Source organism: Glycomyces tritici (assembly GCF_030403505.1).
Map to the genome: position 1 here is coordinate 315,099 of NZ_JAUEMJ010000004.1, position 24,855 is coordinate 339,953.

The following is a 24,855-nucleotide window of genomic DNA, read 5'->3' on the forward strand; positions in this document are numbered from 1 at the left end:
GTTCATGGCACAGGAAGCATCTTCGGGGAGCCCGTTCGCGGACGTCCTCAAGGAGACCTTGGCGCTGTCCAAACAGGTGCAGGCCAGTCAGAACGCCGACCCCGCCGAAGGCGAGCAGGTCGTCGAGCGCGCCGACGGACTGATCAAGGTGACCGCGAGCGCCAACGGCGAGATCCGCATCGCCCTGAACCCCCTCGCCATGCGCATCGGCTCAGAACAGTTGGCGGAGGAGCTCTCCGGCGCCGTCAACGAATCGCTCGCCGCATTGAACGAGGCGCGGCTCGCCGCCCAGAACCTCGACCTCGACGCCATCAACCAGCAGGTCGAAGCGCTCCAGGAGCAGGCGAGCGCGCAGCTCAACAACTTCATGGACGGCATCCTCCGCGCCCACCAGGCCGCGGGCGAGACCGGACCGGACAAGACGAAGGAGTAGCCCATGGCGGGCTCGATCGACATGGACCCGGACCTCCTCGCCGAGATCCAGGCCCAGCTCACCGCTATCGGCGGCGACTTCAATACCCTCGCCGAAGACTTCGTAGCGAAGATGGAGGCACTCTCCGAAGCCTACGGAGGCGACGAGGTCGGCGGCCTCATCCTCGGCATCCACCAAGAGGTGCTCACCGCCTTCCAGCAGTGCATCCAAGACGCCGGCGCCGACATCGACGTCGTCGGAACGATGCTCGGCGAGGTCGGCACGATCACCCGCGAACTCGACGACGAGGTCGCGGGGATCTTCAACGAACTCCTCGGCGAGCTGGGGGCCTGAGCACATGGTCATCAATCTGCCTCCCCAGCTCGGAGAGATCCTCAACATCCTCGGCTTCGACTGGCCCATGTCCAATGAAGACCAGCTCTTCGAGATGGGCCAGGGCTGGATGGAGGTCGCGGGCGAGATCGACGCGAAGGTCCAGGAAGCCGCCCAGACCGCCCAGCGGGCCTGGGCCGACAACGTCGGGCAGAGCATCGACGCCTTCAAGGAGTGGTGGGAGGCCGACGACTCCCCCGCCGAAGCCCTCCGCACCGCGGTGACCGGCGCGAACCTCGGCGGCGCGGCCCTCATGATCTGCGCCGGCATCGTCTTGGCCCTGAAGATCGCCGTCATCGTCCAACTCGTGCTCCTGGCCATCCAGATCGCCGCCGCCATCGCCGCCGCAGCCGCCACCCTCGGCATCGCCGGCGCCGCGCTCCCGGCCATCTACGCCCTCGGACGCAAGATCATCTCGAGCATCCTGCAAGAGGTCGTCATGCGACTGGCAATGGGAGCCTAGGACGCGATGGCCTGGAAACGCGCACCCGGAACTCCCGCATCAAAGATCGCCACCCCCGCGATCCGGAAACTCCTCCTGGGCCGCAAGCTCCAGTACAAGGCGCGGGGCCATGCCGACCGTCCGATATTCAACAAGGGCTCCAACAACAACCTCGCGGTCCCGAACAAGCCGACCTACAACCCCGTGACCAAGAAATGGACCCTGCACGTCCAGCGGCACGAGGGCTGGAACGCCAAGGACTACCGCAAGAAGACCGACGCGATGATCAAGGCCGGCAGGGACGGCAAACTCAGATACGTCGACGACACCAAGCCGGAGCGCAAGGGCGCCCAAGCCAAGAAGCGCGACCTCCAAGAGGAGAAGGCGATCCGCAGAGCGATCAAGATGGAGGATCGCGGCAACGTCGAAGGCGCTCAGAAATATCTCGACAAGCGACTGCGGGTCCTCGACACGCAAGAGGCCGACCACATCAGGGAACTGCAGATCGGCGGCAAGGACCAACTGCACAACAACCTGCGCATGATCGACGCCGAGACCAACAACGGCATGGGCACCCAACTGCGCAGCCAGATCGTCCAGGCGACGGGTATGGGCATGAAGGACGGCGACCTCATCGAGATCGTGGAGCTCCCAGGGATCCGCCGTAACATATAGGCGTTCGCGGACCGGACCGTTTGCTGAAAGGGCACGATGAGCACCGACTTCGAGCAGATCAAAGCGAAGATCGACTACCTACTCTCCCGCGACGACATCGCCTTCCCTCCCAACGTGTACTGGGACTGGAAGACCGAGGGGCTGCGCGAGCCGCTCTCCGACGAGCGCCTCACCCCCCGGGAACGGCTCCTCGCGGTATGCGATGACCTGCGCATGGGGCAGTTGTGGTTCTACGGGGCCGACCGCCGGCGGAAACGGCTCGTCGACGAGTCCGAGACCGAGTGGTCGGGCGAGCACGACTGGATCATCATCGGCGAGTCCGCACTGGCCGAGACCACGGCGATCCTCCTCCACGCGCAGACCGGCGAAGTCGCGTTCTACGACGCGGACGCCTGGGACTGGAACCTGCGGGACAACTTCGTGTTCGTCAAGGAGTCCCTCGCCGCCTTCGTCGACGAGGTCGCCCTCGGTCTCGACTACGAGCTCCTCTACTACCAGAACCTCGAGGAACTGGCCGAGGTCCTCGGCTTCGAGGACGACGAGTTTCCGGGCATCGAAGCCGACCCTTGGTACCATCTCCTGCGGGAAATGCGAGCGGACCTCTTCGGCGACGCCGCCGTCCCGCGTGACAGAAGGCAGGAACTCCTCCGCCGTCTCGAAGCCGCCGAGGACGAGGAGTGATCCGAGGTCGCGGTCCCGACGAGAGTTGAATCGAGAGGCACATGCCCACCCGCGAGGAATACCTGGAGCTCTGGGGCGAGGAGAACACCGTCCCCGTCCCCGTGGCCGAATGGCGGTCGAAGTTCGCGGCACCGGCCGCGACCTGGCCGGAGGTCGACCTGCTCCCGATCGACATGTCGGTGGCGTTCACGTCGTACATCGACGGCGAATTCAGCCTGTTCGACGAGTTCGAGATCCGCTACGAGGAGGAGGGCGACACCCAGACCTTCCTCATCCTCGGCAAAATGCCCGAGACGGCGACCTCGTTCTTCGTGCTCGACCCGGACACCGGTGTCATCCACCTCATGGACCCCGAGGACATGACGCTCGAGACGGTGAACGCGACCTTCGCCGCCTTCACGCGGTTCCTCTACCGGTTCGCGCAGTTCGTAGAGGCCGACGAGGGCGAGGAGACCCGCCCGGCCCGGGCCGAGATTCTCGAACGGGAGCTGAAGTCGATCGACCCCAGCGCCTTCGTGCGCCACGACAACTGGTGGAACATGGTCGTGCTCCTGCTCAAAGGCGAGCTCGAGTGATGGAGCTGGACCCGAAGACCGCATTCGTGTGGGGGCCCGACGACCTCATGGAGCTGCCGCGCCAAGGCCTGCTCGATCTCGGAGTCCCCGCCGACAAGCTGCCGGACGAGGACTGGGTGCCGCGGCGGCTCGCAGGCTTCTATGACGCCGACGCGATCCCAGAGCCGCTCGGTGCGTTCTCAGTGATTCAGCTGCGAGCCGGGGCGACGACGATCGATGCCAAGCTGGTGGTCCTCGGCATCCTCCCCCGAGCGCCCGAAATCCTGTACATCCTCGACTCCGGGACGGGCGAAGTGCTGCAGTTCGACCGGAACTCCAACGGCGTCCGCGGCGTGAACTCCTCGTACCGCTGGTTCGTCGAGTTCCTCTGGCAGTTCGAGGCGAGAAAGAAGCAGACCGGCGCCCAGCGGTTCGCCGAGGTGCTCAACCCCGGTTTCAGGGCGACACTCAACGGCATCGACCCCTACGCATTCCAAGACGGGCAGTGGTGGCCCGGGGTCTGGAAGGAACTGGGCTGAGCCTGGCCCGAGCACGGTTCTCGGGCAGACGACGAGGACCGAGGGGCCCACGCCGCTCGGTCCGTTTGCGTCGCCGCTTCGTGCTAGAAGTCGAAGAGGTCTTCGAAGACGCTCTTCTTTTTCTTCTTCTTGTAGTAGTAGTCGTCCTTGCGGCGGTGGTCGTCGTAGTGGTCGCGACGGTGGTCGTCGTCGCGGCGCCGGTCGTCATAACGGCGGTCGTCGTAGCGGGGGTCGCGCGGCGGCGGGCCCGCGGAGACCGGGGGCGCCGCGGCGACCGGCGGGCCGGCGTGGAACGACTGCTCGAACTTCATCAGGTGCTCGAGTTCACCGCGGTCGAGGAAAATGCCCTTGCACTCAGAGCACTGCTCCACGACTACGCCGTTGCGCTCGTACTGGTGCATGGGGTTCTGACATTTCGGACAGAGCATCTGCATCATGACAACAACCTATCGTGGATCGCGCATGGATGCCCAACCACAACCGGGCTCTCCACCTGTGAGTTCTCTCAGCTGGAACGCCTGGAGTAAGAAATCCGACGAACGGTGTCCAGGCGTCGACAGCGGGGCGCGTTCATGCCAGCGTCGTCTTGGTGCGGGCAATCCCCGCAAGTCGACAGAAATGGAGTGGACCGTGAAACGAATGATGATGGCGCTCTTGGCCTGTGCCGCGGCGACGGCGTTCACCGCGGGAACGGCGGCCGCGGCGCAGGCCGCGGACGCGGAGGCCACGGCGATCTGCGCGGCGGTCGCGGACGAGAACCGCGCGGTCTGGGCCGAGCCCGGCACGTCCGGAGGCGACGTCGGCTGGGTGACCGCCGGCCGCACCTACGACGCCGAGTGCGCCCTGGTCCCCGGCCAGTCCTACACCGCGTGCGGCGCCACCACCAGCCAGTGGGCGTACGTCAACTACGCGGGCGACGAGTGGGGCTATGTCCCGAGCGCCTGCGTCACCTGGGCTTCGTGAGTGTGAGGGCCGGCCGTCGGAAACGACGGCCGGCCCGGTGAGTCAAGAGCCGCCCTCGGGGTGGGTGGAGAAGTACCCGTGAGTGAAGTCGTTCGGGTATTCGGGCTGCTCGAACGGGCCGGTGATCCAAAACTCGGTGAAGAAGCCGTTCTGGACGTTGAAGAGGGTGACCGTGACGTTGTCGTACTGGCCCTCCTCGTTCTCGATCCACAGGCCGCGGAGGTAGCCGGTGGCGATAGCGACGTCGGGACCCCACTGGAACCACTCCAGGTCCCCGACCGAGCTGAACTCGGAGATGCGGAAGCTCGCCGGCTCGACAAGGTGGTAGGTCGCCCCGCCGAGGCCCATGACGGAGACGACCGGCGTCTCCGTGGCGTGGACGTTGGCGCTGCCGGCAGGTGCGGCCGGGAAGCCGTTGTCGGCGGAGGCCGAGGACGCTACGGCGATGCCGCCGACGACCCCTGCGACGGCGGCGGCCGAAGCCGTGCCGAATGCTCTTCTGCGCATGGGAACACCTTTCGGTTGTGCGAAGGTTCTCGCTCTCCATACGTGGACGACCGTCCGCAAAGATGCCCGAGGCGGGCAGGGAATCGTGGTAATTCCTTGCCCGCCAACGAGTCTCAGGTCACTAGTGGGTGAAGTGCCGGGTCCCGGTCAGGTACATCGTGATGCCGGCTTCCTTCGCCGCGGCGATGACCTCTTCGTCGCGGACCGATCCGCCCGGCTGCACGACGGCCTTGACGCCGCCGTCGATGAGGATCTGGAGGCCGTCGGCGAACGGGAAGAACGCGTCCGAGGAGGCGACCGAGCCGCTGGCCCGCTCACCCGCGCGCTCGACCGCGAGCTTCGCGGAGTCGACGCGGTTGACCTGGCCCATGCCGACGCCGACCGAAGCGCCGCCGGAGGCGAGCAGGATCGCGTTCGACTTCACCGAACGCACTGCGCGCCAAGCGAAGGCGAGGTCGGCGAGGGTCGCATCGTCGGCGGCGTCGCCCGTGGCGAGGGTCCAGTTCGCCGGGTCGTCGCCGTCCGCGTCGATGCGGTCGGGGCGCTGCGCGAGCACACCGCCCGAGATCGGCTTGAGTTCCAGCTCGGCCGGGACCCATTCGGGGGCGCGCAGGAGGCGGATGTTCTTCTTCGCGGAGAGGATCGTCAGCGCCTCATCGGTGAACGACGGCGCGACGACGACCTCGGTGAAGATCTCGGCGATCTGCCGTGCGGCCTCGGCGTCGATCTGGCCGTTGGCGGCGATGACCCCGCCGAAGGCGCTCACCGGGTCGCACTCGTGCGCGGCGCGGTGTGCCGAAGCGATCGAGTCGCCCACGGCGATGCCGCACGGGTTGGCGTGCTTGATGATCGCGACGCACGGCTCGGAGAAGTCGTGCGCGGCGCGCCAGGCGGCGTCCGCGTCGGTGTAGTTGTTGAAGCTCATGGCCTTGCCGTGCAGCTGCTCGGCCTGTGCGAGCCCGGCCGCGCCGGGGGCCGCGTAGACGGCGGCGGCCTGGTGCGGGTTCTCGCCGTAGCGCAGGTCCGCGAGCTTGGTCATCGGCACGGCCTGGAAGTCCGGGAGTGCGGCCTCGGTGGACTGCTCCGAGAGCCAGGATGCGACGGCCGCGTCGTAGGTCGCGAGGTGCGCGAAGGCCTTGGCGGCCAGGCGGAGCCGCTCGGCGGCGGTGGTGCCCTCGACCGCGGCGGTGCGCACGAGGTCGTAGTCGGCGGGGTCGACGACGACCGCGACGTTGGCGTGGTTCTTGGCGGCGCCGCGGGTCATGGAGGGCCCGCCGACGTCGATCTTCTCGACGATGTCGTCGAAGCCCGCGCCGGAGGCGACGGTGTCCTGGAACGGGTAGAGGTTGCCCACGAACAGGTCGAACGCCTCGATGCCGAGGTCTTCGAGCTCCTGGCGGTGGGATTCGCGGCGCACGTCCGCGAGCATCCCGGCGTGGACCTTCGGGTGGAGGGTCTTCACGCGGTCGTCGAGGATCTCGGGGAACCCGGTCAGGTCCTCGACCTTGGTGACGGGGATGCCGGCCTCGCTGATGCGCGCGGCGGTCGAGCCGGTGGAGACGAGCTGAACGCCCGCTTTGTGGAGGTCTGCGGCGAGTTCGACTACGCCGGTCTTGTCGAAGACTGAGATGAGGGCTCGCTGAATGCGCTTGCGCTCGGACATGAATGCACTGCTCCTGATGGTCTAATGACTGCGGCCCAGGCGTTCGACCGCAGTAACAGGTTCAGCAGTGCCGCTCCCTGGTGGTACTCCACCCGTGAACGTCTCAGAAGGCTCCCCCTCAACAACGAGCTGCCCGGTCCGTGCCACGGGAAACCTCGAAAGACGTCACTCGCCAGTCGCGACCAGCCGAGCGTAACACGGCCGCCGGGGCCGGCTCACCGGCCGCTTCGCGCCTCCGTGAGGCCCGCCACCAGCGCCGGGACGCGAGCGCGCCGAGCAGCGCGCCCACGGCGTTGAGCAGGACGTCGTCGATCGAGGCGACCCGGCCGGTGCCGAACGCGTACTGCGCGGTCTCGACCAGTGCCGCACCGAGGGCGCCGCCGAGGAACACCGCGAGCAGCCCGACCTTGAAGCGGAGCGGCACGAACAGCCCGGCGAGGAAGAACAGGAGCATGTTGCCGACCAGCTGCTCGATGATCGTGCGCGGGTCGGCGGAGGCGAGGTCGATGAGGTCGGCGAACGGGACCGGCTGCAGGCCGCCGTCGCCGCCGCGGGGCGTGAGCACGAGGAACAGCCAGGGCAGGGTCCCGAAGACGGCCCCGACCTCGGCGACGGAGAACCGCCAGGCGGTGCGGTTCGGCACGCCGCGCCGGATCCTTGCGGCGGCGAGGACCCACGCCGTGAGCAACCCCAACGGCACCAAGGCGATCGATACGAAGACCGTGGTGGTCTCGAGCGCGTTGATGGCAAGGGGAGCGTTCATGTTCGGAACCCTAGCCGAGCATGACTCGCTCGGCTAAGCCGTGCGGTAGCCGATCGGCTGCACGAGGCGGTTGACGGCCCGGTGCAGATCGCTCAGTTTCAGCGTGACCGTCTCGTCGCTCGCCTGCGCGGCCTTGGCCTCCATCAGGGCATCGCGGATGATCAGGCTGGGGCTCACGCCGCGCCGATCGGACTCGGCCGCGATCCATTCGGAGAGTTCCTGGTCGACGCGGACCGAGTGCACGATCGAGACCTGTCGCTTGACGTCGTCGATGTAGGCCCCCGTAAGGTCTCGGGATTCGAGCGCCCGCAGCGCCTCTTCTCGGCTTGTCATGACTCGGTTCCTTCCCTGAAGATCCGTTCGACGACAGCGATTTCGGCGGTGTCCATGAACCGGGCGGCGACCACGAGAAACTCGTTGTCGATCGCCTCCTCGATCAACGCCACAAGAATCCAGCGATCCCGCCGGTCCTGCCCCATGACCCGCAGCACTGCACCGATGTGGTGGCGTACCAGCGGTTTCCCGTGCAGCACCTCCTGCGCGTCCGTCCAGTGGAGTCCGGCCGAGGCGATGGCGTCGTACGAAGCCTCGTCGAATCGGTATCGTTCCTGCACGTCTTCGATGTTTACAAGCGTAAACCAGAAATGGGCGCAGCGATACCCCGATGCGCGAGATCCGTTTCGGGTTGAGCGATCTAGCCGAGGCGGACGCGGTTGCCTTCGACCTTCCAGCCGCCTTGGACCATGCGGCCGACGGAGGCGACCAGTTGGGCGCGTTCGGCTTCCTTGATGCGCTCGGTGAGGGTGTCGACGGTGTCGTCGTCCTCCACCGGGACCGCGCACTGGGCGATGATCGGGCCGGTGTCGACGCCCGCGTCGCAGATGAAGAGGGTCGCGCCCGCGAGTTTGACGCCTGCGGCGAGGGCTTCGCCGGGGCCGTTCATGCCGGGGAACGCCGGGAGCAGCGAGTTGTGGGTGTTGATGTAGCGCCCCGGGAAGGCCGCGAGGAAGCGGGGCCCGCAGAGCTTGAGGAACCCGGCGGAGACCACGATGTCGGGCTCGTAGGAGGCGACGTCCTCGGTGAGGGCCCGGTCCCAGGCGTCGCGGTCGGGGTAGTCCTTGACGCGGTGGACGAAGGTGGGGATGCCGGCCTTCTCGGCGCGTTCGGCGCCGTAGGTGCCCTCGCGGTCGGCGCCGACGGCGACGACCTCGGCCCCGTAGGCGGGGTCCGCGCAGGCGTCCATGAGGGCCTGGAGGTTGGAGCCGGAGCCGGAGACGAGGACGACGAGCCGCTTCGGCGAAGCTTGCGAGCCGTCAGTCGGCATGGTCGGCGAAGCTTGCGAGCCCTCGGTTGGCACGGGCGGCGATGCTTGGGTCACGTCAGTACGGTAACGCGTCGTCGCGGTTCGGCGCGGGTTCGGGGATGACCACCGTGTCCCTCCGCACCAGCTCGGCCTCGGCGGCGCGGCGGTGGACGGCGAAGAGGCGGGCGATGAGCGCGGCGCCGAGGAGGCCGATGAGGAACTGGACGGCGGCGATGCCGGCGACGGCGAGCGGGTCGGGCCCGAGGTCGGCCATGAGGTTGCTGCCGGCCGCGCCGCCCGAGAGGTAGGAGAGCAGGCCGAGGACGGCGGCGGCGGTCGCGGCGGCCACGGTCGCGGCGGTGGTGACGCGCGGGACGCGCAGGTCCGGGGAGCGGTAGGTGAGGATGACGCCGAAGACGGCCGCGAGCATCAGCGGGAGTCCGATGAGGATGGTGGCGTAGGAGGGCAGGGGCGCGCCCGGGACGGCCGCGAAGACGGGGAACGCCGGGAGCGGCCCGAGTTCGATCATGGAGGTCTGCACGGCGGTGCCCGCGCCGACGGCGAAGCCGGGGCCGGTGATGTACGCGGCGGCCCAGACGGCGCAGTTCGGCAGGTAGACCAGGCTGAGCAGTGCGACGATCCAGGATTCGTTCCCGTAGAGCCCCATGGTGTCCGCGACGGCGGGGCCGCGCACGGCGAACGCGACGCCGGTGGCGGCGGCGCCGACGGCGAGCAGGGCCCCGGCGGTGGTCATGCCGGTGCGCAGGCCGCGCCGCATCCACACCGAGGCGGTGTCCCAGGGGAGGACGCCGGCTTCGCGGGCGGCGCCGAACGCGGTGGCGGCGACGATGAGCGGCACGGCGTGGAGCAGGGCCGGGAGCAGGTCGACCGCGAACGGGCCGGTGGTGCTCAGGGCGGCGACGCCGGCGACGAGTCCGGTGTAGAGGATCGTGACGAGGCCCGCGGCGGCGCGGACGGCGGCGGCGTCGCGTCCGCCGATGGCGCGGGTGGTCCCGGCGGCGGCCTTGGCGAGGCGCCAGAAGACGAGGACGGTGAGCGCGAGTGGGGCGACGCTGAGGTGGAGCGGTCCGATGTCGACGGGCACGCCGTGCCCGGAGAGCCAGGCGATGCCCGCGGCGGCGGCGACGGTGGAGACGGCGCCTTGGGCGCCGGCCTGCCACCAGCCGAGGATGACGACCACGAGGATCGGCGTGAAGATGACGGTCGCGGCCCACACGGTCGTGGCGAGCGCGGACGCGAGGAGCGCTCGCGGGCGTTTCGCCTTGGCGCGCTTGGCGTAGGCGGCGGTGTCGACGACTTCGGTGTCGGCGGTGCGGCCGCGCGGCGGAGCGTCGACCGCGGAACCGTTTCCCGGCGCGTCGATGCGTACGGTGTCCCGCTGCGCGGACCCTGCTCTGCCAGGGCGTCGGTTCGGTCGTCGCTCCACGCCGACCAGTCTGTCACAGCCGGGCACGCGGAGGACGGTTCCCGTCCACGGCTTCGGAATGCGAGGATGGCAGCCGAACGTCCGGCTACTGGGGCCGGCCGGGAGGAGGCAGCACATGGAAGGTCCGGGCGATTTCTACGCCACGGTCGACGTGGTCGACGTGGTCGACGGGGACACGTTCCGCGCGGTCGTCGACGGCGAGAAGGTCCGCGTGCGCATCATGGGGATCAACTCCCCCGAGTCCGGCGGCTTCCGCGAGGAGGAGGACTGGGGCGCCGAGGCGAAGGCGTACGCGCGCAAGAAGCTCGAGGGCCGCACCGTGCACCTCTTCACCGACCCGGGCGACCCGGCCTACGACCAGTACGACCGCCTCCTCATGCACGTGGTGATGGAGAACGGCATGAATTACGCCGTTCTGGCAGTCGCCGAGGGCATGGCGCACACCTACATCCTGCGGCAGCAGGAGCTCACGATCGGCGACACGCTGCGCAAGGCCGAAAAGCTGGCCAAGGCCGAGCGCCGCGGCATGTGGGCCTCGAAGGTCCACGACTGACGCACGCGAAACGGGCACCCCTTCGCGGAGGGAGTGCCCGTCGGCGTCGTTCTAGTCTTCGGAGCTCGCCGGCAGCTGGGCCTCGACGGCCTCGCCCTCGCTTTGGTGCGCGTACATCAGCGTCTGCACCACCGCACCGAGGATGCCGCCGACCAGCGGCGCGAGGATGAACACCCACACGTGCGCGAGCGGCTCGCCGCCGGCGAACAGAGCCGGGCCGAGCGAGCGGGCCGGGTTGACCGACGTGCCCGTGAGCGGGATGCCCACGAGGTGGACCATCGCCAGCACCAGGCCGATGGCGGCGCCCGCGAGGGGCGTCTGGCCCCGCTTGCTGGTGACGGCCAGGACGGTGAAGACCAGCAGGAACGTCATCAGGATCTCGATGACGATCGCGCCGCCGAGGTTGACCGTGGCGCCGTAGTCGTTCGCGCCGAGCACCCCGGTCTGGTCGGTGACGTCGCCCGCGGTGGTCATGAACTTGAGCATCGCCGCACCGGCGATGCCGCCGATGAACTGGGCGCTCCAGTACTTGCCGGCGGTCGCGGCGTCGACGCGCTTGGCGAGCAGTGCGCCCAGGGTGACCGCGGGGTTGACATGGCAGCCGGTGATCGGGCCGACCGCGTACGCGAGCGCGAGCAGCACCAGGCCGAACGCGAGGGCGACGCCGACGAACCCGATCGTCTCGATGCCGTAGACCGCCGATCCGACGGCGAAGAACACCAGGATGAACGTGCCCAGCAGCTCGGCCCAGAATTCGCGCATGACGTCCCCCTCAATCCCGCTCTCCTCGCGTTCGAGGGTCGCAGGATTTGCGAACGCACGTGCCGCTTTCGACCATTTCGGACTGGGCGGGCGGCTCGTTCAGGCGCGTTCGAGGTAGTGCAGGACGGCGGCGACGCGGCGGTCGGTCTGGTCGTCCGGGGTGAGGTCGAGCTTGAGGAAGATGTTGCGGATGTGCTTGTGGACGGCGTTCTCGGTGATGAAGAGCCGCTGGGCGATCGCCTGGTTGCCCAGCCCCTCGGCCATGACCGAGAGGACCTCCTTCTCGCGCGGCGTCAGGCGCTCGACGGGGTCGTCGGCCCGGCGCTGCGCGAACAGCTGCGCCACCACTTCGGGGTCGATCGCGGTGCCGCCCTTGGCGACCCGGTGCAGGGCCTCCACGAACGCGTCGACGCGCCCCACGCGCTCCTTCAGCAGGTAGCCGACACTGCGCGCGCCGTCCGCGAGCAGATCGGTGGCGAAGCTCTGCTCCACATAGGCGGAGAGGACGAGCACGGCGAGGCCCGGGTGGGCGCGGCGCGCGGCCACGGCGGCCTTGATGCCCTCGTCGGTGTGGGTCGGCGGCATCCGCACGTCCACGACCGCGAGCTCGGGCCGGTGCTCCTCGACGGCGGCCAGGAACTCCTCGGGCCCGCCCACTGAGGCCACGACGTCGAAGCCCTCCCCTTGCAGGACGAGGTTGAGGCCCTCGCGCAGGAGGAAGTCGTCCTCGGCGATCACGATCCGCATGGCAGCTCCACTCTGATCTCGGTCGGCCCGCCCACAGGGCTGTGGACGGCCACGGTGCCGTCGAGCGCCTCGACGCGGCGCGCGATCCCCGCGAGCCCCGAGCCGCCGGCGGCGTCGGCGCCGCCGCGGCCGTCGTCGGTCACGAGCACGTTGAGGGTATTCCCCGTGCGACGCACCTCGACCGAGGCACTGGACGCGCGGGAGTGCTTGGCCACGTTCGTGAGGGACTCGGCGACCACGAAGTAGGCGGTGGCCTCGACGCTCGCCGGGCAGCGGCCCTCCACGTCCACCTCGAGCGTGCACGGGACGGCGCAGTCGGAGGCCAGCGCGCTGAGCGCCCCGGTCAGGCCGCGGTCCTCGAGCACGGGCGGGAGGATCGAGCGGACCACGGCCCGCAGTTCGGCGAGCGCGCCTTCGACGGTGTCCTGGGCGCGTTCGAGGATCTGGTCGGCGCGGGCGGGGTCGCGGTCGATCTCGCGGCGGGCGGCGCCGATGAGCACGTTGACGGCGACGATGCGGTTCTGGGCGCCGTCGTGCAGGGCCCGTTCGATGCGGCGCAGTTCGACCGCGTGCGCGTCGAGGGCGGCGGCGCGGGTGGCGGTGAGTCGGGCGACCTTCTCGGAGAGGTCCATGCCCGGGTCGGGGCCGAGGAACGACCGGCCGGGCCGGGTCTGGAAGTCGAGGATCCTGGTGCCGAAGAGGATCCACAGTGCGAAGACGGCGACGCCGGTGGCGCAGCCGAGCAGCGCGGTGCTCGCGGTGTCGGCTTTGAGCAGGCCGTTGAGCAGGTTCTGCTCGGATTCGGGGGCGAAGATCCACCACAGCGGGTAGGAGACGTCGTGGACGGCGGTGAGCGGCAGCTGGATCAGGAGCGCGCCGAGGATGAGGCCCCACGTGCCGTGGATGAGGAGCCAGGTGAGGTCGCGGCGGACGCTCGGGTCGGCCTTGAGCTCGCGGAACTTCCGGGGCGTGTCGATGTAGGGGCCGAGGTAGGGGTTCTTGACCTCGTAGCCGAGGCGGCGCAGCCGCCCGCGCTCCAGGCCCGCGATGGTGCGGACCCAGCGGGTCATGGGCCGGATGAGGAGCCGGCCGGGGCCGAGGACCGCGAGCACGAAGGTGAGCAGGAGCAGCGGGATCGTGTAGAGGGCGAGGAACGCGAATCCGGCGCCGACGATGCCGTAGCCGGAGGCGCGCAGCGACGCCAGGAGCAGCGCCCACAGGTCGGCGACCTCCCCTTCGGGGCGCAGCTGCGCGTCGATCCAGGCTTTCGCCCGCCGCATCGGTTCGCGGACCATCCACGCCCCCTCTCCAGGTTCAGGTCGACTCTGAAAGCTACCTGTCGCGGGCCGGATCGTCGGTAGAGCTGGCTATACCACCGGGCCTGCACCAGGCCCCCCTGTGAATCGGCAAGCCAGCCGCATTGGGCCGCAGCGCGATTCGCCATAGCGTTTGGACATCCGATCCGATCCGTTGGGGGAGCGCCATGAACGACCAGTACCGCATCACCGAACCGCCGCCGCGGCCCGCGGCCGGGCACTTCACGATCATGGGCATCGCCCTGTGGACCGGCCTGGCCGCCGGTGTCGTCCTGAACACCGGACTGCAGGCCGTCGGGCTGCCGCTGCTCGCCGTCCCGTTCGGGGCGCTGGCGCTGGCCTGCGGTGTCGTGCTCATCGTCCGCGCCGTGAAGAACCGCAAGCACCGGGTCGCCGGGGGGCAGCGTTGAGCACCCTCACCGCTCCCCGCCCCTCCGCGCTGACCGAGACGGGCCGGCCTCCGGCGCTGCTGCTGAACGACGTCACGAAGACCTATGACACCCGCGGCGCCCGCTTGCAAGCCGTAAATTCGACTGGAGCGCACGCCGCGCTGGACCGCGTCTCGCTCGAGGTGCGGCGCGGCTCGTTCCTGGCGGTCATGGGCCCTTCGGGGTCGGGCAAGTCGACCCTCCTGCACTGCGCGGCCGGGCTCGACACGCCCACGTCGGGCGAGGTCCGGATCGGCGGGACCGAGATCGGGAAGCTCAGCGAGAACCAGCGGACCCGGTTGCGGCGCAGCCGGATCGGGTTCGTGTTCCAGTCGTACAACCTGCTGCCGTCGCTCACCGTCGAGGAGAACCTGACGCTGCCGCTGCGCCTCGCCGGGGCCCCGGCGGACCAGCGCTGGCTGCGGGACCTGGTCGAACGGGTGGGCATCGCGGACCTGCTGCACCGGCGCCCCGCGGAGCTCTCGGGCGGCCAGCAGCAGCGGGCGGCGATCGCTCGTTCGCTCGCGGCCCGCCCTGAGGTGGTGTTCGCGGACGAGCCGACGGGGGCGCTCGACCTGGACACGGCCACTGAGGTCCTGGACCTGCTGCGGGAGCTGGTGGACGATTCGGGGCAGACCGTGGTCATGGTGACGCACGACCCGGCCGCGGCCGCTCGCGCGCACGCCACGGCGGTGGTCGCGAACGGCCGCATCGAGCATTACGTGCCCGGGGCGAGCGCGGCGCAGCTCGCCGCGATCTTCGCCGGTCTGCGGAGGCGCTGACCTTGCGTTCCCCGCTCCCGGGCGGCCGGCTCACCATGGCCGGGCCCTCGCTCAGCATGGCCCGCCACCGGGTCGCCAGCCTCATCGCCGTGGCCTGCGCGGTCTTCGGCGGGGCCGCCATGGTCACCGCCACCGCCGTGGTCGGCGAGACCGGTGTGACCTCCCACCTCGCGCCGGACCGGCTCGCGGACGCCGAGATCCTCGTGGCGGCCCCGCAGCGCCACCCGGTGGCCGAGGACCCCGACATCCCGTTCCCCGAACGGCAGACCCTCCCGGCCGACCTGGCCGCCGACCTCGCGTCGGTGCCGGGCGTGGCGGGTGCGGCCGCCGACCTCACGTTCACCGCGCGGCTCGCGGGCACCGCGATCGAGGGCCACAGCTGGGACACCGCCGCGCTCTTCGGCGCTCCCACGCCCGCGCCCGGCGCCGGTGAGGTCGTCCTCGACGCCGAGACCGCCGACGCGGCCGGGCTCCACCCCGGCGACCCCATCGCCCTCACCACCGCGGTCGGCACCACCGAGTTCACCGTGAGCGCCGTCGCCGACCTGCCCGGCCAGGGCCTCTACACCGACGCGGCGACCGCTCTGGGCCTCGCCGGGCACGGCGCGGGCCAGGCCGACCTCATCGCCGTCGATGTCGACGGGGACGCCGACACGGTCGCCGCGGACGTGCGGTCCGCCCTGTCGGGCACCGGTTTCGAGGTCGTCACCGGCGACGCCCGCGGCGACGCCGAGATCCTCGCGGGCGGCACCGCCCGCAGCGAACTCATTGAACTGTCCATCGCCTTGGCCGCCACGATCGTGCTGCTCGTCGGCTTCATCACCGGCGGCGCGATCAGCGTCGCGGTCGCCGGCCAGCGCCGCGACCTCGCACTGCTGCGCGCGGTCGGCGCCACGCCCCGACAGGTGCGGCGGCTCGTCGCATCGCAGGCCACCATCGTCGCCGCAGCGGGCCTGGTCCCCGGGATCGGTCTCGGCTACCTGCTGGCCGAACGGTTCACGGCGTTCCTCGCCGGGTCCGGGATGATGCCCGAAGGCCTGCCGGTGGCCTTGACCCCGGCCAGCGGCCTCATCGCCGCGGCACTGCTCCTCCTCACCGTGCAGCTCGCGGCCCGCATCGCCGCCATGCGCACCTCCCGGCTCCCGGCCACCGCGGCCGTCGCCGAATCCCGCGTCGAACCGCTCAAGAGCGGGCGCGTGCGCACCGTCATCGGGCTGCTCGTCATCGCCATGGCGATCACGCAGGCGCTCATGCCGCTCGTCGTTCCCGGCGAGGCCGCGTTCGCCTCCGCCGCGACCGCCACCCTGACCGCCGTGATCGGCCTGGCCCTGGCAGGGCCCGCCCTGGTCAAGATCGCCGTGCGGCTCACCACCCGCAAGTCCGGCGCGAACACCGCCGCACCGGCGTGGCTGGCGGCGAACAACGGCCGCGCCTACGCCCGGCGCACCGCCGGAGCCGTCGCGGTCCTGGCCCTGGCCGTGGGCCTCACGGTCACGCAGGTCTCCGCGCAGTCCACGTTCACGCAGACCGCCGCCGCCGAGATCGCGGAAGGCGCGATGGCGGACGCCACCGTCACCGGCGGCATCAGCGCCGAAGAGCTCGCCGCACTCGGGAATGAGGACGGCGTCGACGCGGCCGTCGGCGTCATCCACACCGACGTGCTGCGCCTCTACGAGACGGCGGGCGACGAAGCGGCCGACCCGCTCCCCGCGCTCGCGTTCAGCCCCGGCATCGACCAGGTCGCCGACCTCGACCTCGAAGCGGGCGACCTCGCGAACCTCACCGGCGACACCGTCGCCCTCGACGCCGCGACCGCCCGCCTCTGGGGCGCCGGCGTCGGGGACCGGATCGACCTGGCCCTGGCCGACGGCACCCGCGTGGACGCCGAGGTCGCCGCCACCTACGGGCGCGGCTTCGGCTTCGGCACGGTGATCCTCGCCGCCGACCTCGTCACCGGCCATGCCGGGCCCCGCTTCTACGACGCGGCACTCGCCACCGGTGACGCGGCGGCCGTATCGGCATGGGCCGCGGGTATCCCCGGGCTCACCGTCGAAGCGGGCGCCACGGTCCCCTACACGGCGACCGGGATGACCCCCGACCAGTGGCTCAACGTCATGGTCACGCTCGTGCTCTGCGGCTACGTGATGCTCGGCGCGGCCAACAGCCTCGTCGCGGCCACCGCCCGCAGAAGGGGCGAGTTCGCGGGCCTGCGCGCGGCCGGCGCGACCCCGCGCCAGGTGCGGGCCATGATGCGCCGCGAGACCGTGTTCCTGTGCGCCTTGGCGATCGGCGCCGGACTGGCCGTCTCGGTGCTGCCGATGACGCTGCTGAGCCTGGTCTTCCTCGGCGAGCCCTGGCCGCAGGGCCCGCTGTGGGTGATCCCCGCGGTCGCGGCGCTCACCGCGCTGATCGCGAACGCCGCCATCGCGATCCCCACCCGCAAGGCGCTCAGGACGCCGCTCACCGCGTTGGCGGCGGCGGCCGAATAGACCGGATTCACTGGGAAACACACGTGGGGCCGCCTGGAGAGGCGGCCCCACGTGCGCGGGTGTTGTTCTGTGGAGTTAGGCGGCTTCGACCGCGGCGCGGCGGCCCAGCAGCGCGGTGGCGCTGGCGAGCAGTCCGACGATCGCCACGACCGTGACGAGGTAGAGGCCGGGCGTGTACTGGCCGATGCCGGTGGTGACGCCGCCGGAGATCAGGCCGGTGACGACGGCCAGGACGACCGCGCCGCCGATCTGGCCGGAGGTCTGGACGAGGCCGGAGGCCAGGCCCTGCTCGTCGTCGTCGATGCCCTCGGTGGCCTGGACCATGGTGGCCGAGAAGCCGATGGCGAAGCCGAGGCCGAGCAGCAGGAACGAGGGCAGGTAGTCCACGAAGTAGGCGGGCGTCGAGTCGCCGGCGCGGACGATGAACCACACGTAGCCGAGCACGAACGAGCCCATCGAGGCGATGATCATCGGGGTGGTGCCGTAGCGGTCGATGAACTTGCCGGCGAGCGGCGAGAGGATCGCGACGATGATGCCGGCCGGGGCGAGCGCGAGCGCCATCTGCAGCGGGCCCCACTGGAGCGTGTTCTGCAGGTAGAGCGACACGATGGTCTGGAAGCTGATGTAGGAGCCGAAGATCGCCATGGCGGCGAGGTTGGCGCGGACGATCGACTTGACCTTCAGGATGCCCAGGCGCACCAGCGGTTCGCTGATCTTGTTCTCCAGCACCAGGAACGCGGCGATGAGGATGACGGCGGCGATGGTGGTGAACACGGTGAGCGCGGTGAAGCCGTGCTCGGGGACGGTGACGATGGTGTAGACCGCGGCGAGCATGCCTCCGGTGAGGAGGACGGCGCCGCCGAAGTCGATGCGGCCGTGCTCGCCTTCGCTCTTGGGGATGACGAAGAACGCGGCGATGATGACGGCGGCGACGACGACCGTGGGCACGTAGAACGTCAGGCGCCAGTCGATGCCGGTGAGCAGGCCGGAGACGATGAGGCCCGAGGCGTAGCCGGTCGCACCGAAGACGGTGAAGATCGAGAGCGCCTTGTTGCGGTCGTGGCCTTCTTTGAAGGTGGTGGTGATGATCGAGAGCGCGGCCGGGGCGGTGAAGGCGGCGGCGACGCCCTTGACGATGCGCGAGGCGATGAGGAGGCCCTCGTTGTCGACGAGGCCGCCGACGAGGGAGGCGAGGCCGAAGACGACGAGCGCGGCGAGGAAGACGCGGCGGCGGCCGAGCAGGTCGGCCATGCGTCCGCCCAGGAGGAGCAGGCCGCCGTAGCCGAGGATGTAGCCGTTGACGATCCACTGCAGCGAGCTGGTCTCGAGGCCGAGTTCGGCGCCGATGGACGGGAGCGCGACGCCGACCATGGAGACGTCGAGGGCGTCGAGGAACATCGCCAGGCCGGCGACGAACAGGACCCCCCAGAGCTTTGGCCCCCATCGGCTCGGGGCATGTGCGTCGTGATCGGGGGTCTCGGGGAGTTCGTTGGAGTGGGGCGGCTTGGTTTCGGTGATCGTCATGACCAGAAACTTACATGCACGCGCATTGGATGTCAACACATCTAATGAGTGGACATTAAATGTCTTGACATGGTAATGTGCTGGTCATGGAGGCTGGAACCGACGTAGACGTATGCGCCAAGTGGTCTGAAACACTTCGCGTGTACCACAACACATCCTGCGAGCTCGAGAACGAACTGCAGGCCCGGCACGACCTGGGCCTCAGCGAGTTCGAGGTGCTCCTCATCCTCGGGCGCGCCTGCGGCGACAAGGCCGGCGGCAAGGCCCGGATGAAGGACATCGAAGCCGAGATGTACCTCAGCCAGAGCGCCCTCTCCCGCACCGTCACCCGCCTCGAGAAGGCCGGACTCGTCACCCGCGCCGCGTGCGACTTCGACCGCCGCGCCAACTTCCTCATGCTCACCCCCGCGGGCCTCGAGCGGTTCGAGGCCGCCAAGCCCACCCACCGGGCCGTCCTCGTCAAGCACCTCACCGACCCGGCCGCCTCCGCCCGCGCGGAGGCCTGCGCCTAGTCCGACACCCCTGGGGGCGTTGGCACTCCCGCACCGGGCTGGACGGCTTTCCCCGACTCCCAGCCTCGGTCGGTATGGTGAAGGCGAGAGCAGTCACAACCGATCCGGCCCGTGGAGCGTGGAATCAATGACTCCCCCAGAGAACGAACAACCCGACGACGACGGCGGCACCTTCAAACTGAAGCCCGGCGCCGCAGGCGGCGCACCCGCGCCCGCCCCGACCCCCGCAGGCGATGAGTCCGGTCTCGACCGCACGATGAAGATCCAGCGCCAAGGCGGACCCGGCGCTGCCGCGACCCCGCCCCCGCCGCCCTCACCGCTCGGCAACCCGACCGGCCCGGCAGAGCCGAACGTCGCCTCCTTCGCCGAGACCACCGTCATGCCCCAGCAGGGCGGCTCGCAGACCGGCTTCCAGCCGGCCGGGCAGCCCCCCCAGCAGCAGAACCCGCTCGGCAGCGGCCCCGTCCCGCAGCCCCAGCAGCCCTACGGCCAGCAGCCGCAGCCCTTCCCGGGCCCGCCGCCGCAGCAGCAGCCGGGCTTCCCGCAAGCCCAGCCCGGCGTCCCGCAGGGCGAGGCGCCCCAAGGGATCAAGCACATCGGCCTCATGGTCCTCATCGGCGCCGGCATCGGCATCCTCAGCGGCATCATGTCGATGGTGGCCGCCTCGCAGTTCGTGTTCGGCGGCGGCGGCCTCATGTTCTTCGGCGTGATCGGCATCGCGCTGGCAGCGGCCTTCGGCTGGTACGGCTGGGCGCTCCCGAAGGGCAAGATCGAGTCCAGCGGCCTGCGCCTCACCGGCATCATCATCGTCATGGTCGCCGCCGGCCTGTCGCTCCTCGGCGCGCTCGGCGGCATCGGCTCGCTCGCGATCACCGGCGGGGCCGGCGTGTTCAGCCTGCTCCTCAACCTCGCCGCGGCCGGCGCCTACGGCTACGCCAGCTTCCTGTACCTCACGAAGCAAGAGGTCAAGGACTACATCAAGGGCGCCCCGGCCGTCGCCGGCGGCTACCCGCCCGCCGGGTACCCGCAGCAGCCCCAGCAGCAGTACGGCCAGCAGCCGCCTCCCGGCTACGGCCAACCCGGCCCGCAGCAGCAGCAGCCGGGCGCGTACCCGCCGCCGCCTCCGGGCTACCCGCAGCAGGGGCAGCAGCCGCCGCAGGCCCCCTACGGCGGTTAGCCCTACCGCCTCACACCGGACGCGACTAAGCTCACTCGTAAGCAACGGCCGCGGCACGCACGGATCGCCAAGAGCGCCGTGCGGGCCGCGGCCACATGTACGAGGAGGTACATCTATGTCCGCTACCGGGACACCGATCCGGGTCGTCGTCGCGAAGGTCGGCCTCGACGGGCACGACCGGGGCGCGAAGGTCGTGGCGCGGGCACTGCGCGACGCAGGGCTGGAGGTCATCTACACCGGCCTGCACAACTCCCCCGAGCAGGTCGTGGCGACCGCGCTCGCGGAGGACGCCGACGCGATCGGCTTGAGCATTCTCTCCGGAGCGCATATGACGCTGTTCCCGCGAGTGCTGCGACTACTCGACGAAGCGGATGCGCGCGACATCGTCGTCTTCGGCGGCGGCATCATTCCCGAGGAGGACGCGGCGCAACTGCGCGAAGCGGGAGTGGCCGCGATATTCGGTCCCGGCGCCTCGACGCAGGTGATCGCCGAATGGGTGCGCGGCCATGTTCCCTCGCCTGGAGTCGCCTCACCCGATCAGGGCCGCCCTGCGGCCGTCTGATCGGTATTGAGCTGCGAAAACGCCGACGCCAAAAAATATTCTGAGAAGACCGTAACCGGCCGCGAGCGCCCTCGTTCTTAATAGTGTCGGACGCAGTGCAATACAGCGGAAGACGCATCGGCAGCGGTTCGATAGGCCGCTATTGAGAAAGGCCGCCGCGGCACCGGAAGTTCACTTCCGAGCGGGTTCGCGGCAATATCGCACGGCTCATAGAGCTGTGCCACAAACTGCCGATGCCCTGTCGATTGAGGGGTGGCGATAGGGCATCGTGCCTAAGGGAGTCAAGCCTTTGAGGGGTGGGCTTGATTTCCGCTAAGGGGACCGGACGCCTGAGGGGTGCGTCCGGTCCCCGCCTCTATGCCCCCTGAACGCCCGCGAATCCACGCTGCCCGAGTACTGTGCGCGCCCGTTCCGGGCCCCGCGGCATGTCGTACCCCTGGGCGATCATCGAATCGGGGGCGACCGCGTTCCGACACCCGACCTCGGCGAACGGCCGCCCCGCCTCACGGTCCACCGCCGCGTTTGTGCGAAATCCCCGCTTCGGCCCGTTCGCCGCCAGACTCGTCACACCGGTCGCCCGCCGCACGCTTCGCCCCACTCGCTTAGGGTTACCCTGCGGGAACGGGCACCTGCACCCGATCCCCGCCCACCGGCGGGGCGGCCAGGCCGTCCGGTCAAAGAAGACTAGCTAGTGGAGCGGACTCTACAGTGGATCTGTACGAATACCAGGGCCGCGCACTGTTCGCCCGGCACAACGTGCCGGTACTGGACGGCGGCGTCGCCACCACCACGCAGGAGGCCGTGGAGCTCGCTGAGCGCCTCGGTGACCGGGTGGTCGTCAAAGCACAGGTGAAGGTCGGCGGCCGAGGCAAGGCGGGCGGCGTCAAACTCGCCGACAACGTCGACGAGGTCAAGACCCACGCCACCAACATCCTCGGCATGGACATCAAGGGCCACACCGTCGAGAAGGTCATGCTCACCGTGACCGCCGACATCGACGAGGAGTACTACTTCTCCTACCTCCTCGACCGGGCGAACCGCACGTTCCTGTGCATCGCCTCGACCGCGGGCGGCATGGAGATCGAAGAGGTCGCCCACACCGACCCCGACAAGGTCGTGAAGCTCCCGATCGACGCCGGCGTCGGCGTCGACGCGGACATCGCGAACGACATCGTCACCCGCGCCGGGTTCCCCGAGGACCTGCGCACCCAGCTCGTCGACGTGTTCGTCAAGCTCTGGCACGCGTTCGTGTCCGAGGACGCGACGCTCGTCGAGGTCAACCCGCTCGTGCGCACGCCCGAGGGCAAGGTCCTCGCGCTCGACGCGAAGGTCACCCTGGACGAGAACGCGGACTTCCGCCACCCCGAGAACGCCGAGTTCGAGGACAAGTCGGCCGTCGACCCGCTCGAGCAGCGCGCCAAGGACTCCGGCCTGAACTACGTGAAGCTCGACGGCTCCGTCGGCATCATCGGCAACGGCGCCGGCCTCGTCATGTCCACCCTCGACGTCGTGTCGTACGCCGGGGAGAACCACGGCGGCGTCAAGCCCGCGAACTTCCTCGACATCGGCGGCGGCGCCTCAGCCGCGGTCATGGCGAACGGCCTCGAAGTGGTCCTCTCGGACCCGCAGGTCAAGAGCGTGTTCGTGAACATCTTCGGCGGCATCACCGCCTGCGACGAGGTCGCCCGCGGCATCCTCGGCGCGCTCCAGACGCTCGCCGACCGCGGCGAGGACGTCACCAAGCCGCTCGTCGCCCGCATCGACGGCAACAACGCCGAGGCCGGCCGCCAGATCCTGGCCGAGGCGAACCACCCGCTCATCACCGTGGTCGAGACCATGGACGCCGCGGCCGACAAGGCCGCCGAGCTCGCGAACAAGGGGGCCTAGTCCAATGGCGATCTTCCTCAACGAGAACTCCAAGGTCATCGTCCAGGGCATGACCGGCTCCGAGGGCATGAAGCACACCCGCCGCATGCTCAAGGCCGGCACCGAGATCGTCGGCGGCGTGAACCCGCGCAAGGCCGGCACCAAGGTCGACGTCGACGGCGTGAGCCTCCCGGTGTTCGCGTCCGTGGCCGAGGCCATGGCCGAGACCGGCGCCAACACCTCCGTCGTGTTCGTGCCCCCGGCATTCTGCCGCGACGCCGTCATCGAGGCGATCGACGCCGAGATCGAACTGGCGATCGTCATCACCGAGGGCATCCCGGTGCACGACTCGGTGAAGTTCTGGAACTACGCCGAGGAGAAGGGCAACAAGACCCGCATCGTCGGACCGAACTGCCCCGGCATCGCCTCCCCCGGCAAGTCGAACGCGGGCATCACCCCCGCCGACATCACCGGCACGGGCCCGATCGGCCTCGTCTCCAAGTCGGGCACGCTGACCTACCAGCTCATGTACGAGCTGCGTGACCTCGGCTTCTCGACCTCCGTCGGCATCGGCGGCGACCCGGTCATCGGGACCACCCACATCGACTGCCTCAAGGCCTTCGAAGAGGACCCCGAGACCAAGGCGATCGTCATGATCGGCGAGATCGGCGGCGACGCCGAAGAGCGCGCGGCCGAGTACATCAAGAACCACGTGACGAAGCCGGTCGTCGGCTACATCGCCGGGTTCACCGCCCCCGAGGGCAAGACGATGGGCCACGCGGGCGCCATCATCTCCGGCTCGGCCGGCACCGCCGAGTCGAAGCAGGCGGCCCTCGAAGCCGCCGGCGTCAAGGTCGGCAAGACCCCGAGCGAGACCGCGCGCCTCATGCGCGAGGTCATCGAGAACCTCTAGGGGCACAAGGCGAGACGAGGGCCGGACGGTTGCACCGTCCGGCCCTTCGCCGTACCCGGGGACGGGCGCCGCCCCTCGCTCTCGCAACGATCAGGCACCACCGCCGGCACGGACCGGTGACGAACCGTCCCGACCTGGTGCCGCATCGATAGCATGACCGCATGCCTGACACACCCCACGGCCCCGACGACCGCCCGCGCCCGTCGGCGGCCCGCGGGGCGGCGACCGTCGGATGGGCGCTCCTGCCCTTGATCCCCGGCCTCGGCGCCCCGATCGCCTGCGCCATGGCCGTCGGGCGCCGCCCCACCGCGACCACCATCGGGCCCCTGATCCTCTACCTGGCCGCGCTCATCGGGTTCTTCGCGTTCCTCCTGCCGTTCCCGGTCGGGGAGACGCCGGGATGGGCCAGCCTGCTCGCCTTCCTCTCGCTCCTCACGTCCACCGTCGTCGCCTCGGCGCACCTCCTCACGATCCGCCGATACGTCTGGGCCCCTGTGGAACCGCGCCCCGCCGCACCCAAACCGGCCAGGCCGGCCGTGCCCGGCCAGGACTGGGTCGCGCCCGCGCTCGACCGTGCGGCGCGGATGCGCCAGGACGCCCGGCGGCTGGCCGAAGGCGACCCGGCGCTGGCGAAGCGCAGCGGCGTCGGCCGCCCCGACCTGCCGCGGCAGTTCGACGACGGCGGGCTCGTGGACCTCAACCACGCCGCCGTCGAGGTCCTGCGGGACCTCCCCGGCTTCAATGAGGCGACCGCGCGGCAGGTCCGCGAGCGCGTGGAGCGGTCCGGGCCGTTCCAGAGCATCGACGAGGTGATCGTCGAAGTCGGGATCGCGTCCGGCTTCGAGCGTCACCTGCGCGAGTACGCGCTGCTCATGCCGTAGG

The 24,855-nt window shown here is 70.0% G+C and carries 29 protein-coding genes, 1 pseudogene and 1 riboswitch; of the genes and pseudogenes, 18 read left to right on the plus strand and 12 right to left on the minus strand.

The features are described from left to right. The first annotated feature begins 4 nt into the window (after positions 1 to 4). The 7 genes from QWI33_RS15480 to QWI33_RS15510 are packed head-to-tail and all read left to right on the plus strand — an operon-like array spanning position 5 to position 3,696. The gene (locus tag QWI33_RS15480) at positions 5 to 433 is read left to right on the plus strand and encodes a hypothetical protein (protein ID WP_289958047.1); all 429 of its coding nucleotides are present in this window, start codon (positions 5 to 7) and stop codon (positions 431 to 433) included. Positions 434 to 436: 3 nt separating this feature from the next. Next, complete coding sequence (locus tag QWI33_RS15485; protein ID WP_289958048.1) at positions 437 to 766, plus strand: hypothetical protein; 330 nt, start codon at positions 437 to 439, stop codon at positions 764 to 766. Positions 767 to 770: 4 nt separating this feature from the next. Continuing rightward, positions 771 to 1,268, plus strand: coding sequence for a WXG100-like domain-containing protein (locus tag QWI33_RS15490; RefSeq protein WP_289958049.1), 498 nt, complete (start codon positions 771 to 773; stop codon positions 1,266 to 1,268). Positions 1,269 to 1,274: 6 nt separating this feature from the next. Next, a complete protein-coding gene (locus QWI33_RS15495; RefSeq protein ID WP_289958050.1) occupies positions 1,275 to 1,922 on the plus strand; it encodes a hypothetical protein in 648 nt (215 codons plus the stop codon). Positions 1,923 to 1,958: 36 nt separating this feature from the next. Continuing rightward, a complete protein-coding gene (locus QWI33_RS15500; RefSeq protein WP_289958051.1) occupies positions 1,959 to 2,603 on the plus strand; it encodes a hypothetical protein in 645 nt (214 codons plus the stop codon). Between the two features lie 41 nt (positions 2,604 to 2,644). Further along, entirely contained in the window at positions 2,645 to 3,178 is a 534-nt protein-coding gene (locus QWI33_RS15505; RefSeq protein WP_289958052.1) for an SUKH-4 family immunity protein, read from the plus strand. After that, complete coding sequence (locus QWI33_RS15510) at positions 3,178 to 3,696, plus strand: SUKH-4 family immunity protein (protein WP_289958324.1); 519 nt, start codon at positions 3,178 to 3,180, stop codon at positions 3,694 to 3,696. Before QWI33_RS15505 ends, QWI33_RS15510 begins: the two co-directional genes overlap by 1 nt. A gap of 83 nt (positions 3,697 to 3,779) precedes the next feature. Here the strand turns inward: QWI33_RS15510 and QWI33_RS15515 are convergent, their stop codons facing one another. Beyond that, positions 3,780 to 4,133, minus strand: coding sequence for a TFIIB-type zinc ribbon-containing protein (locus tag QWI33_RS15515; RefSeq protein ID WP_270117193.1), 354 nt, complete (start codon positions 4,131 to 4,133; stop codon positions 3,780 to 3,782). Between the two features lie 193 nt (positions 4,134 to 4,326). Between QWI33_RS15515 and QWI33_RS15520 the strand changes: the two genes are divergently transcribed. Beyond that, positions 4,327 to 4,659 (plus strand): hypothetical protein, encoded by a 333-nt coding sequence (locus QWI33_RS15520; RefSeq protein WP_289958053.1) that lies wholly within the window; start codon positions 4,327 to 4,329, stop codon positions 4,657 to 4,659. A gap of 42 nt (positions 4,660 to 4,701) precedes the next feature. Here the strand turns inward: QWI33_RS15520 and QWI33_RS15525 are convergent, their stop codons facing one another. The 7 genes and pseudogenes from QWI33_RS15525 to QWI33_RS15555 all read right to left on the minus strand — a co-directional run bounded on the left by QWI33_RS15525 (position 4,702) and on the right by QWI33_RS15555 (position 10,342). Then, on the minus strand, positions 4,702 to 5,166 hold the full coding sequence (locus tag QWI33_RS15525) for a hypothetical protein (RefSeq protein ID WP_289958054.1): 465 nt from the start codon (positions 5,164 to 5,166) through the stop codon (positions 4,702 to 4,704). Between the two features lie 121 nt (positions 5,167 to 5,287). Beyond that, positions 5,288 to 6,829 (minus strand): bifunctional phosphoribosylaminoimidazolecarboxamide formyltransferase/IMP cyclohydrolase, encoded by a 1,542-nt coding sequence (gene purH, locus QWI33_RS15530; RefSeq protein ID WP_289958055.1) that lies wholly within the window; start codon positions 6,827 to 6,829, stop codon positions 5,288 to 5,290. A gap of 26 nt (positions 6,830 to 6,855) precedes the next feature. Then, positions 6,856 to 7,019: riboswitch (ZMP/ZTP riboswitch) on the minus strand. A gap of 81 nt (positions 7,020 to 7,100) precedes the next feature. Next, positions 7,101 to 7,529, minus strand: a pseudogene (locus QWI33_RS15535) (VanZ family protein); the annotation flags it as partial. A 96-nt stretch (positions 7,530 to 7,625) separates the two neighbouring features. After that, positions 7,626 to 7,925, minus strand: coding sequence for a ribbon-helix-helix domain-containing protein (locus QWI33_RS15540; RefSeq protein ID WP_289958057.1), 300 nt, complete (start codon positions 7,923 to 7,925; stop codon positions 7,626 to 7,628). After that, entirely contained in the window at positions 7,922 to 8,206 is a 285-nt protein-coding gene (locus QWI33_RS15545; RefSeq protein WP_289958058.1) for a hypothetical protein, read from the minus strand. Before QWI33_RS15545 ends, QWI33_RS15540 begins: the two co-directional genes overlap by 4 nt. Before the next feature lie 80 nt (positions 8,207 to 8,286). Continuing rightward, a complete protein-coding gene (gene purN, locus QWI33_RS15550; RefSeq protein WP_353895489.1) occupies positions 8,287 to 8,916 on the minus strand; it encodes a phosphoribosylglycinamide formyltransferase in 630 nt (209 codons plus the stop codon). Positions 8,917 to 8,971: 55 nt separating this feature from the next. Beyond that, complete coding sequence (locus tag QWI33_RS15555; RefSeq protein ID WP_289958060.1) at positions 8,972 to 10,342, minus strand: cell division protein PerM; 1,371 nt, start codon at positions 10,340 to 10,342, stop codon at positions 8,972 to 8,974. A 115-nt stretch (positions 10,343 to 10,457) separates the two neighbouring features. On the opposite strand from QWI33_RS15555, the gene QWI33_RS15560 reads away from it, so the two are divergent. Beyond that, entirely contained in the window at positions 10,458 to 10,895 is a 438-nt protein-coding gene (locus tag QWI33_RS15560; protein ID WP_289958061.1) for a thermonuclease family protein, read from the plus strand. Positions 10,896 to 10,946: 51 nt separating this feature from the next. Here the strand turns inward: QWI33_RS15560 and QWI33_RS15565 are convergent, their stop codons facing one another. The 3 genes from QWI33_RS15565 to QWI33_RS15575 form a co-directional block, all read right to left on the minus strand. Then, positions 10,947 to 11,657 carry an MIP/aquaporin family protein gene (locus QWI33_RS15565; RefSeq protein ID WP_289958062.1) on the minus strand — a complete coding sequence of 237 codons (711 nt, stop codon included), beginning with the start codon at positions 11,655 to 11,657 and terminating at the stop codon, positions 10,947 to 10,949. Positions 11,658 to 11,756: 99 nt separating this feature from the next. Next, entirely contained in the window at positions 11,757 to 12,404 is a 648-nt protein-coding gene (locus QWI33_RS15570) for a response regulator transcription factor (protein ID WP_289958063.1), read from the minus strand. Next, complete coding sequence (locus QWI33_RS15575) at positions 12,392 to 13,699, minus strand: sensor histidine kinase (RefSeq protein ID WP_289958064.1); 1,308 nt, start codon at positions 13,697 to 13,699, stop codon at positions 12,392 to 12,394. The genes QWI33_RS15570 and QWI33_RS15575 overlap by 13 nt, the downstream gene beginning before the upstream one ends. Positions 13,700 to 13,887: 188 nt before the next feature. On the opposite strand from QWI33_RS15575, the gene QWI33_RS15580 reads away from it, so the two are divergent. The 3 genes from QWI33_RS15580 to QWI33_RS15590 are packed head-to-tail and all read left to right on the plus strand — an operon-like array spanning position 13,888 to position 17,419. Beyond that, positions 13,888 to 14,130, plus strand: coding sequence for a hypothetical protein (locus tag QWI33_RS15580; RefSeq protein WP_289958065.1), 243 nt, complete (start codon positions 13,888 to 13,890; stop codon positions 14,128 to 14,130). Continuing rightward, complete coding sequence (locus QWI33_RS15585) at positions 14,127 to 14,930, plus strand: ABC transporter ATP-binding protein (protein ID WP_289958066.1); 804 nt, start codon at positions 14,127 to 14,129, stop codon at positions 14,928 to 14,930. The genes QWI33_RS15580 and QWI33_RS15585 overlap by 4 nt, the downstream gene beginning before the upstream one ends. A 2-nt stretch (positions 14,931 to 14,932) precedes the next feature. Next, positions 14,933 to 17,419 (plus strand): ABC transporter permease, encoded by a 2,487-nt coding sequence (locus QWI33_RS15590; protein ID WP_289958067.1) that lies wholly within the window; start codon positions 14,933 to 14,935, stop codon positions 17,417 to 17,419. A 75-nt stretch (positions 17,420 to 17,494) separates the two neighbouring features. On the opposite strand, the gene QWI33_RS15595 is transcribed toward QWI33_RS15590, so the two are convergent. Beyond that, positions 17,495 to 18,943, minus strand: coding sequence for an MFS transporter (locus QWI33_RS15595; RefSeq protein ID WP_289958068.1), 1,449 nt, complete (start codon positions 18,941 to 18,943; stop codon positions 17,495 to 17,497). Positions 18,944 to 19,083: 140 nt separating this feature from the next. On the opposite strand from QWI33_RS15595, the gene QWI33_RS15600 reads away from it, so the two are divergent. From QWI33_RS15600 to QWI33_RS15625, 6 genes are all read left to right on the plus strand, one after another. After that, positions 19,084 to 19,455: a MarR family winged helix-turn-helix transcriptional regulator gene (locus QWI33_RS15600; protein ID WP_289958069.1), complete on the plus strand. Its 372-nt coding sequence runs from the start codon at positions 19,084 to 19,086 to the stop codon at positions 19,453 to 19,455. 127 nt (positions 19,456 to 19,582) lie between these two features. Then, positions 19,583 to 20,632 (plus strand): hypothetical protein, encoded by a 1,050-nt coding sequence (locus QWI33_RS15605; RefSeq protein ID WP_289958070.1) that lies wholly within the window; start codon positions 19,583 to 19,585, stop codon positions 20,630 to 20,632. Between the two features lie 115 nt (positions 20,633 to 20,747). Further along, positions 20,748 to 21,194: a cobalamin B12-binding domain-containing protein gene (locus QWI33_RS15610; RefSeq protein ID WP_270117170.1), complete on the plus strand. Its 447-nt coding sequence runs from the start codon at positions 20,748 to 20,750 to the stop codon at positions 21,192 to 21,194. A 708-nt stretch (positions 21,195 to 21,902) separates the two neighbouring features. Continuing rightward, a complete protein-coding gene (sucC, locus tag QWI33_RS15615; protein WP_289958071.1) occupies positions 21,903 to 23,081 on the plus strand; it encodes an ADP-forming succinate--CoA ligase subunit beta in 1,179 nt (392 codons plus the stop codon). A 4-nt stretch (positions 23,082 to 23,085) separates the two neighbouring features. Continuing rightward, entirely contained in the window at positions 23,086 to 23,973 is an 888-nt protein-coding gene (sucD, locus tag QWI33_RS15620) for a succinate--CoA ligase subunit alpha (protein ID WP_289958072.1), read from the plus strand. A 161-nt stretch (positions 23,974 to 24,134) separates the two neighbouring features. Further along, positions 24,135 to 24,854, plus strand: coding sequence for a ComEA family DNA-binding protein (locus QWI33_RS15625; protein WP_289958073.1), 720 nt, complete (start codon positions 24,135 to 24,137; stop codon positions 24,852 to 24,854). Position 24,855 lies beyond the last annotated feature (1 nt).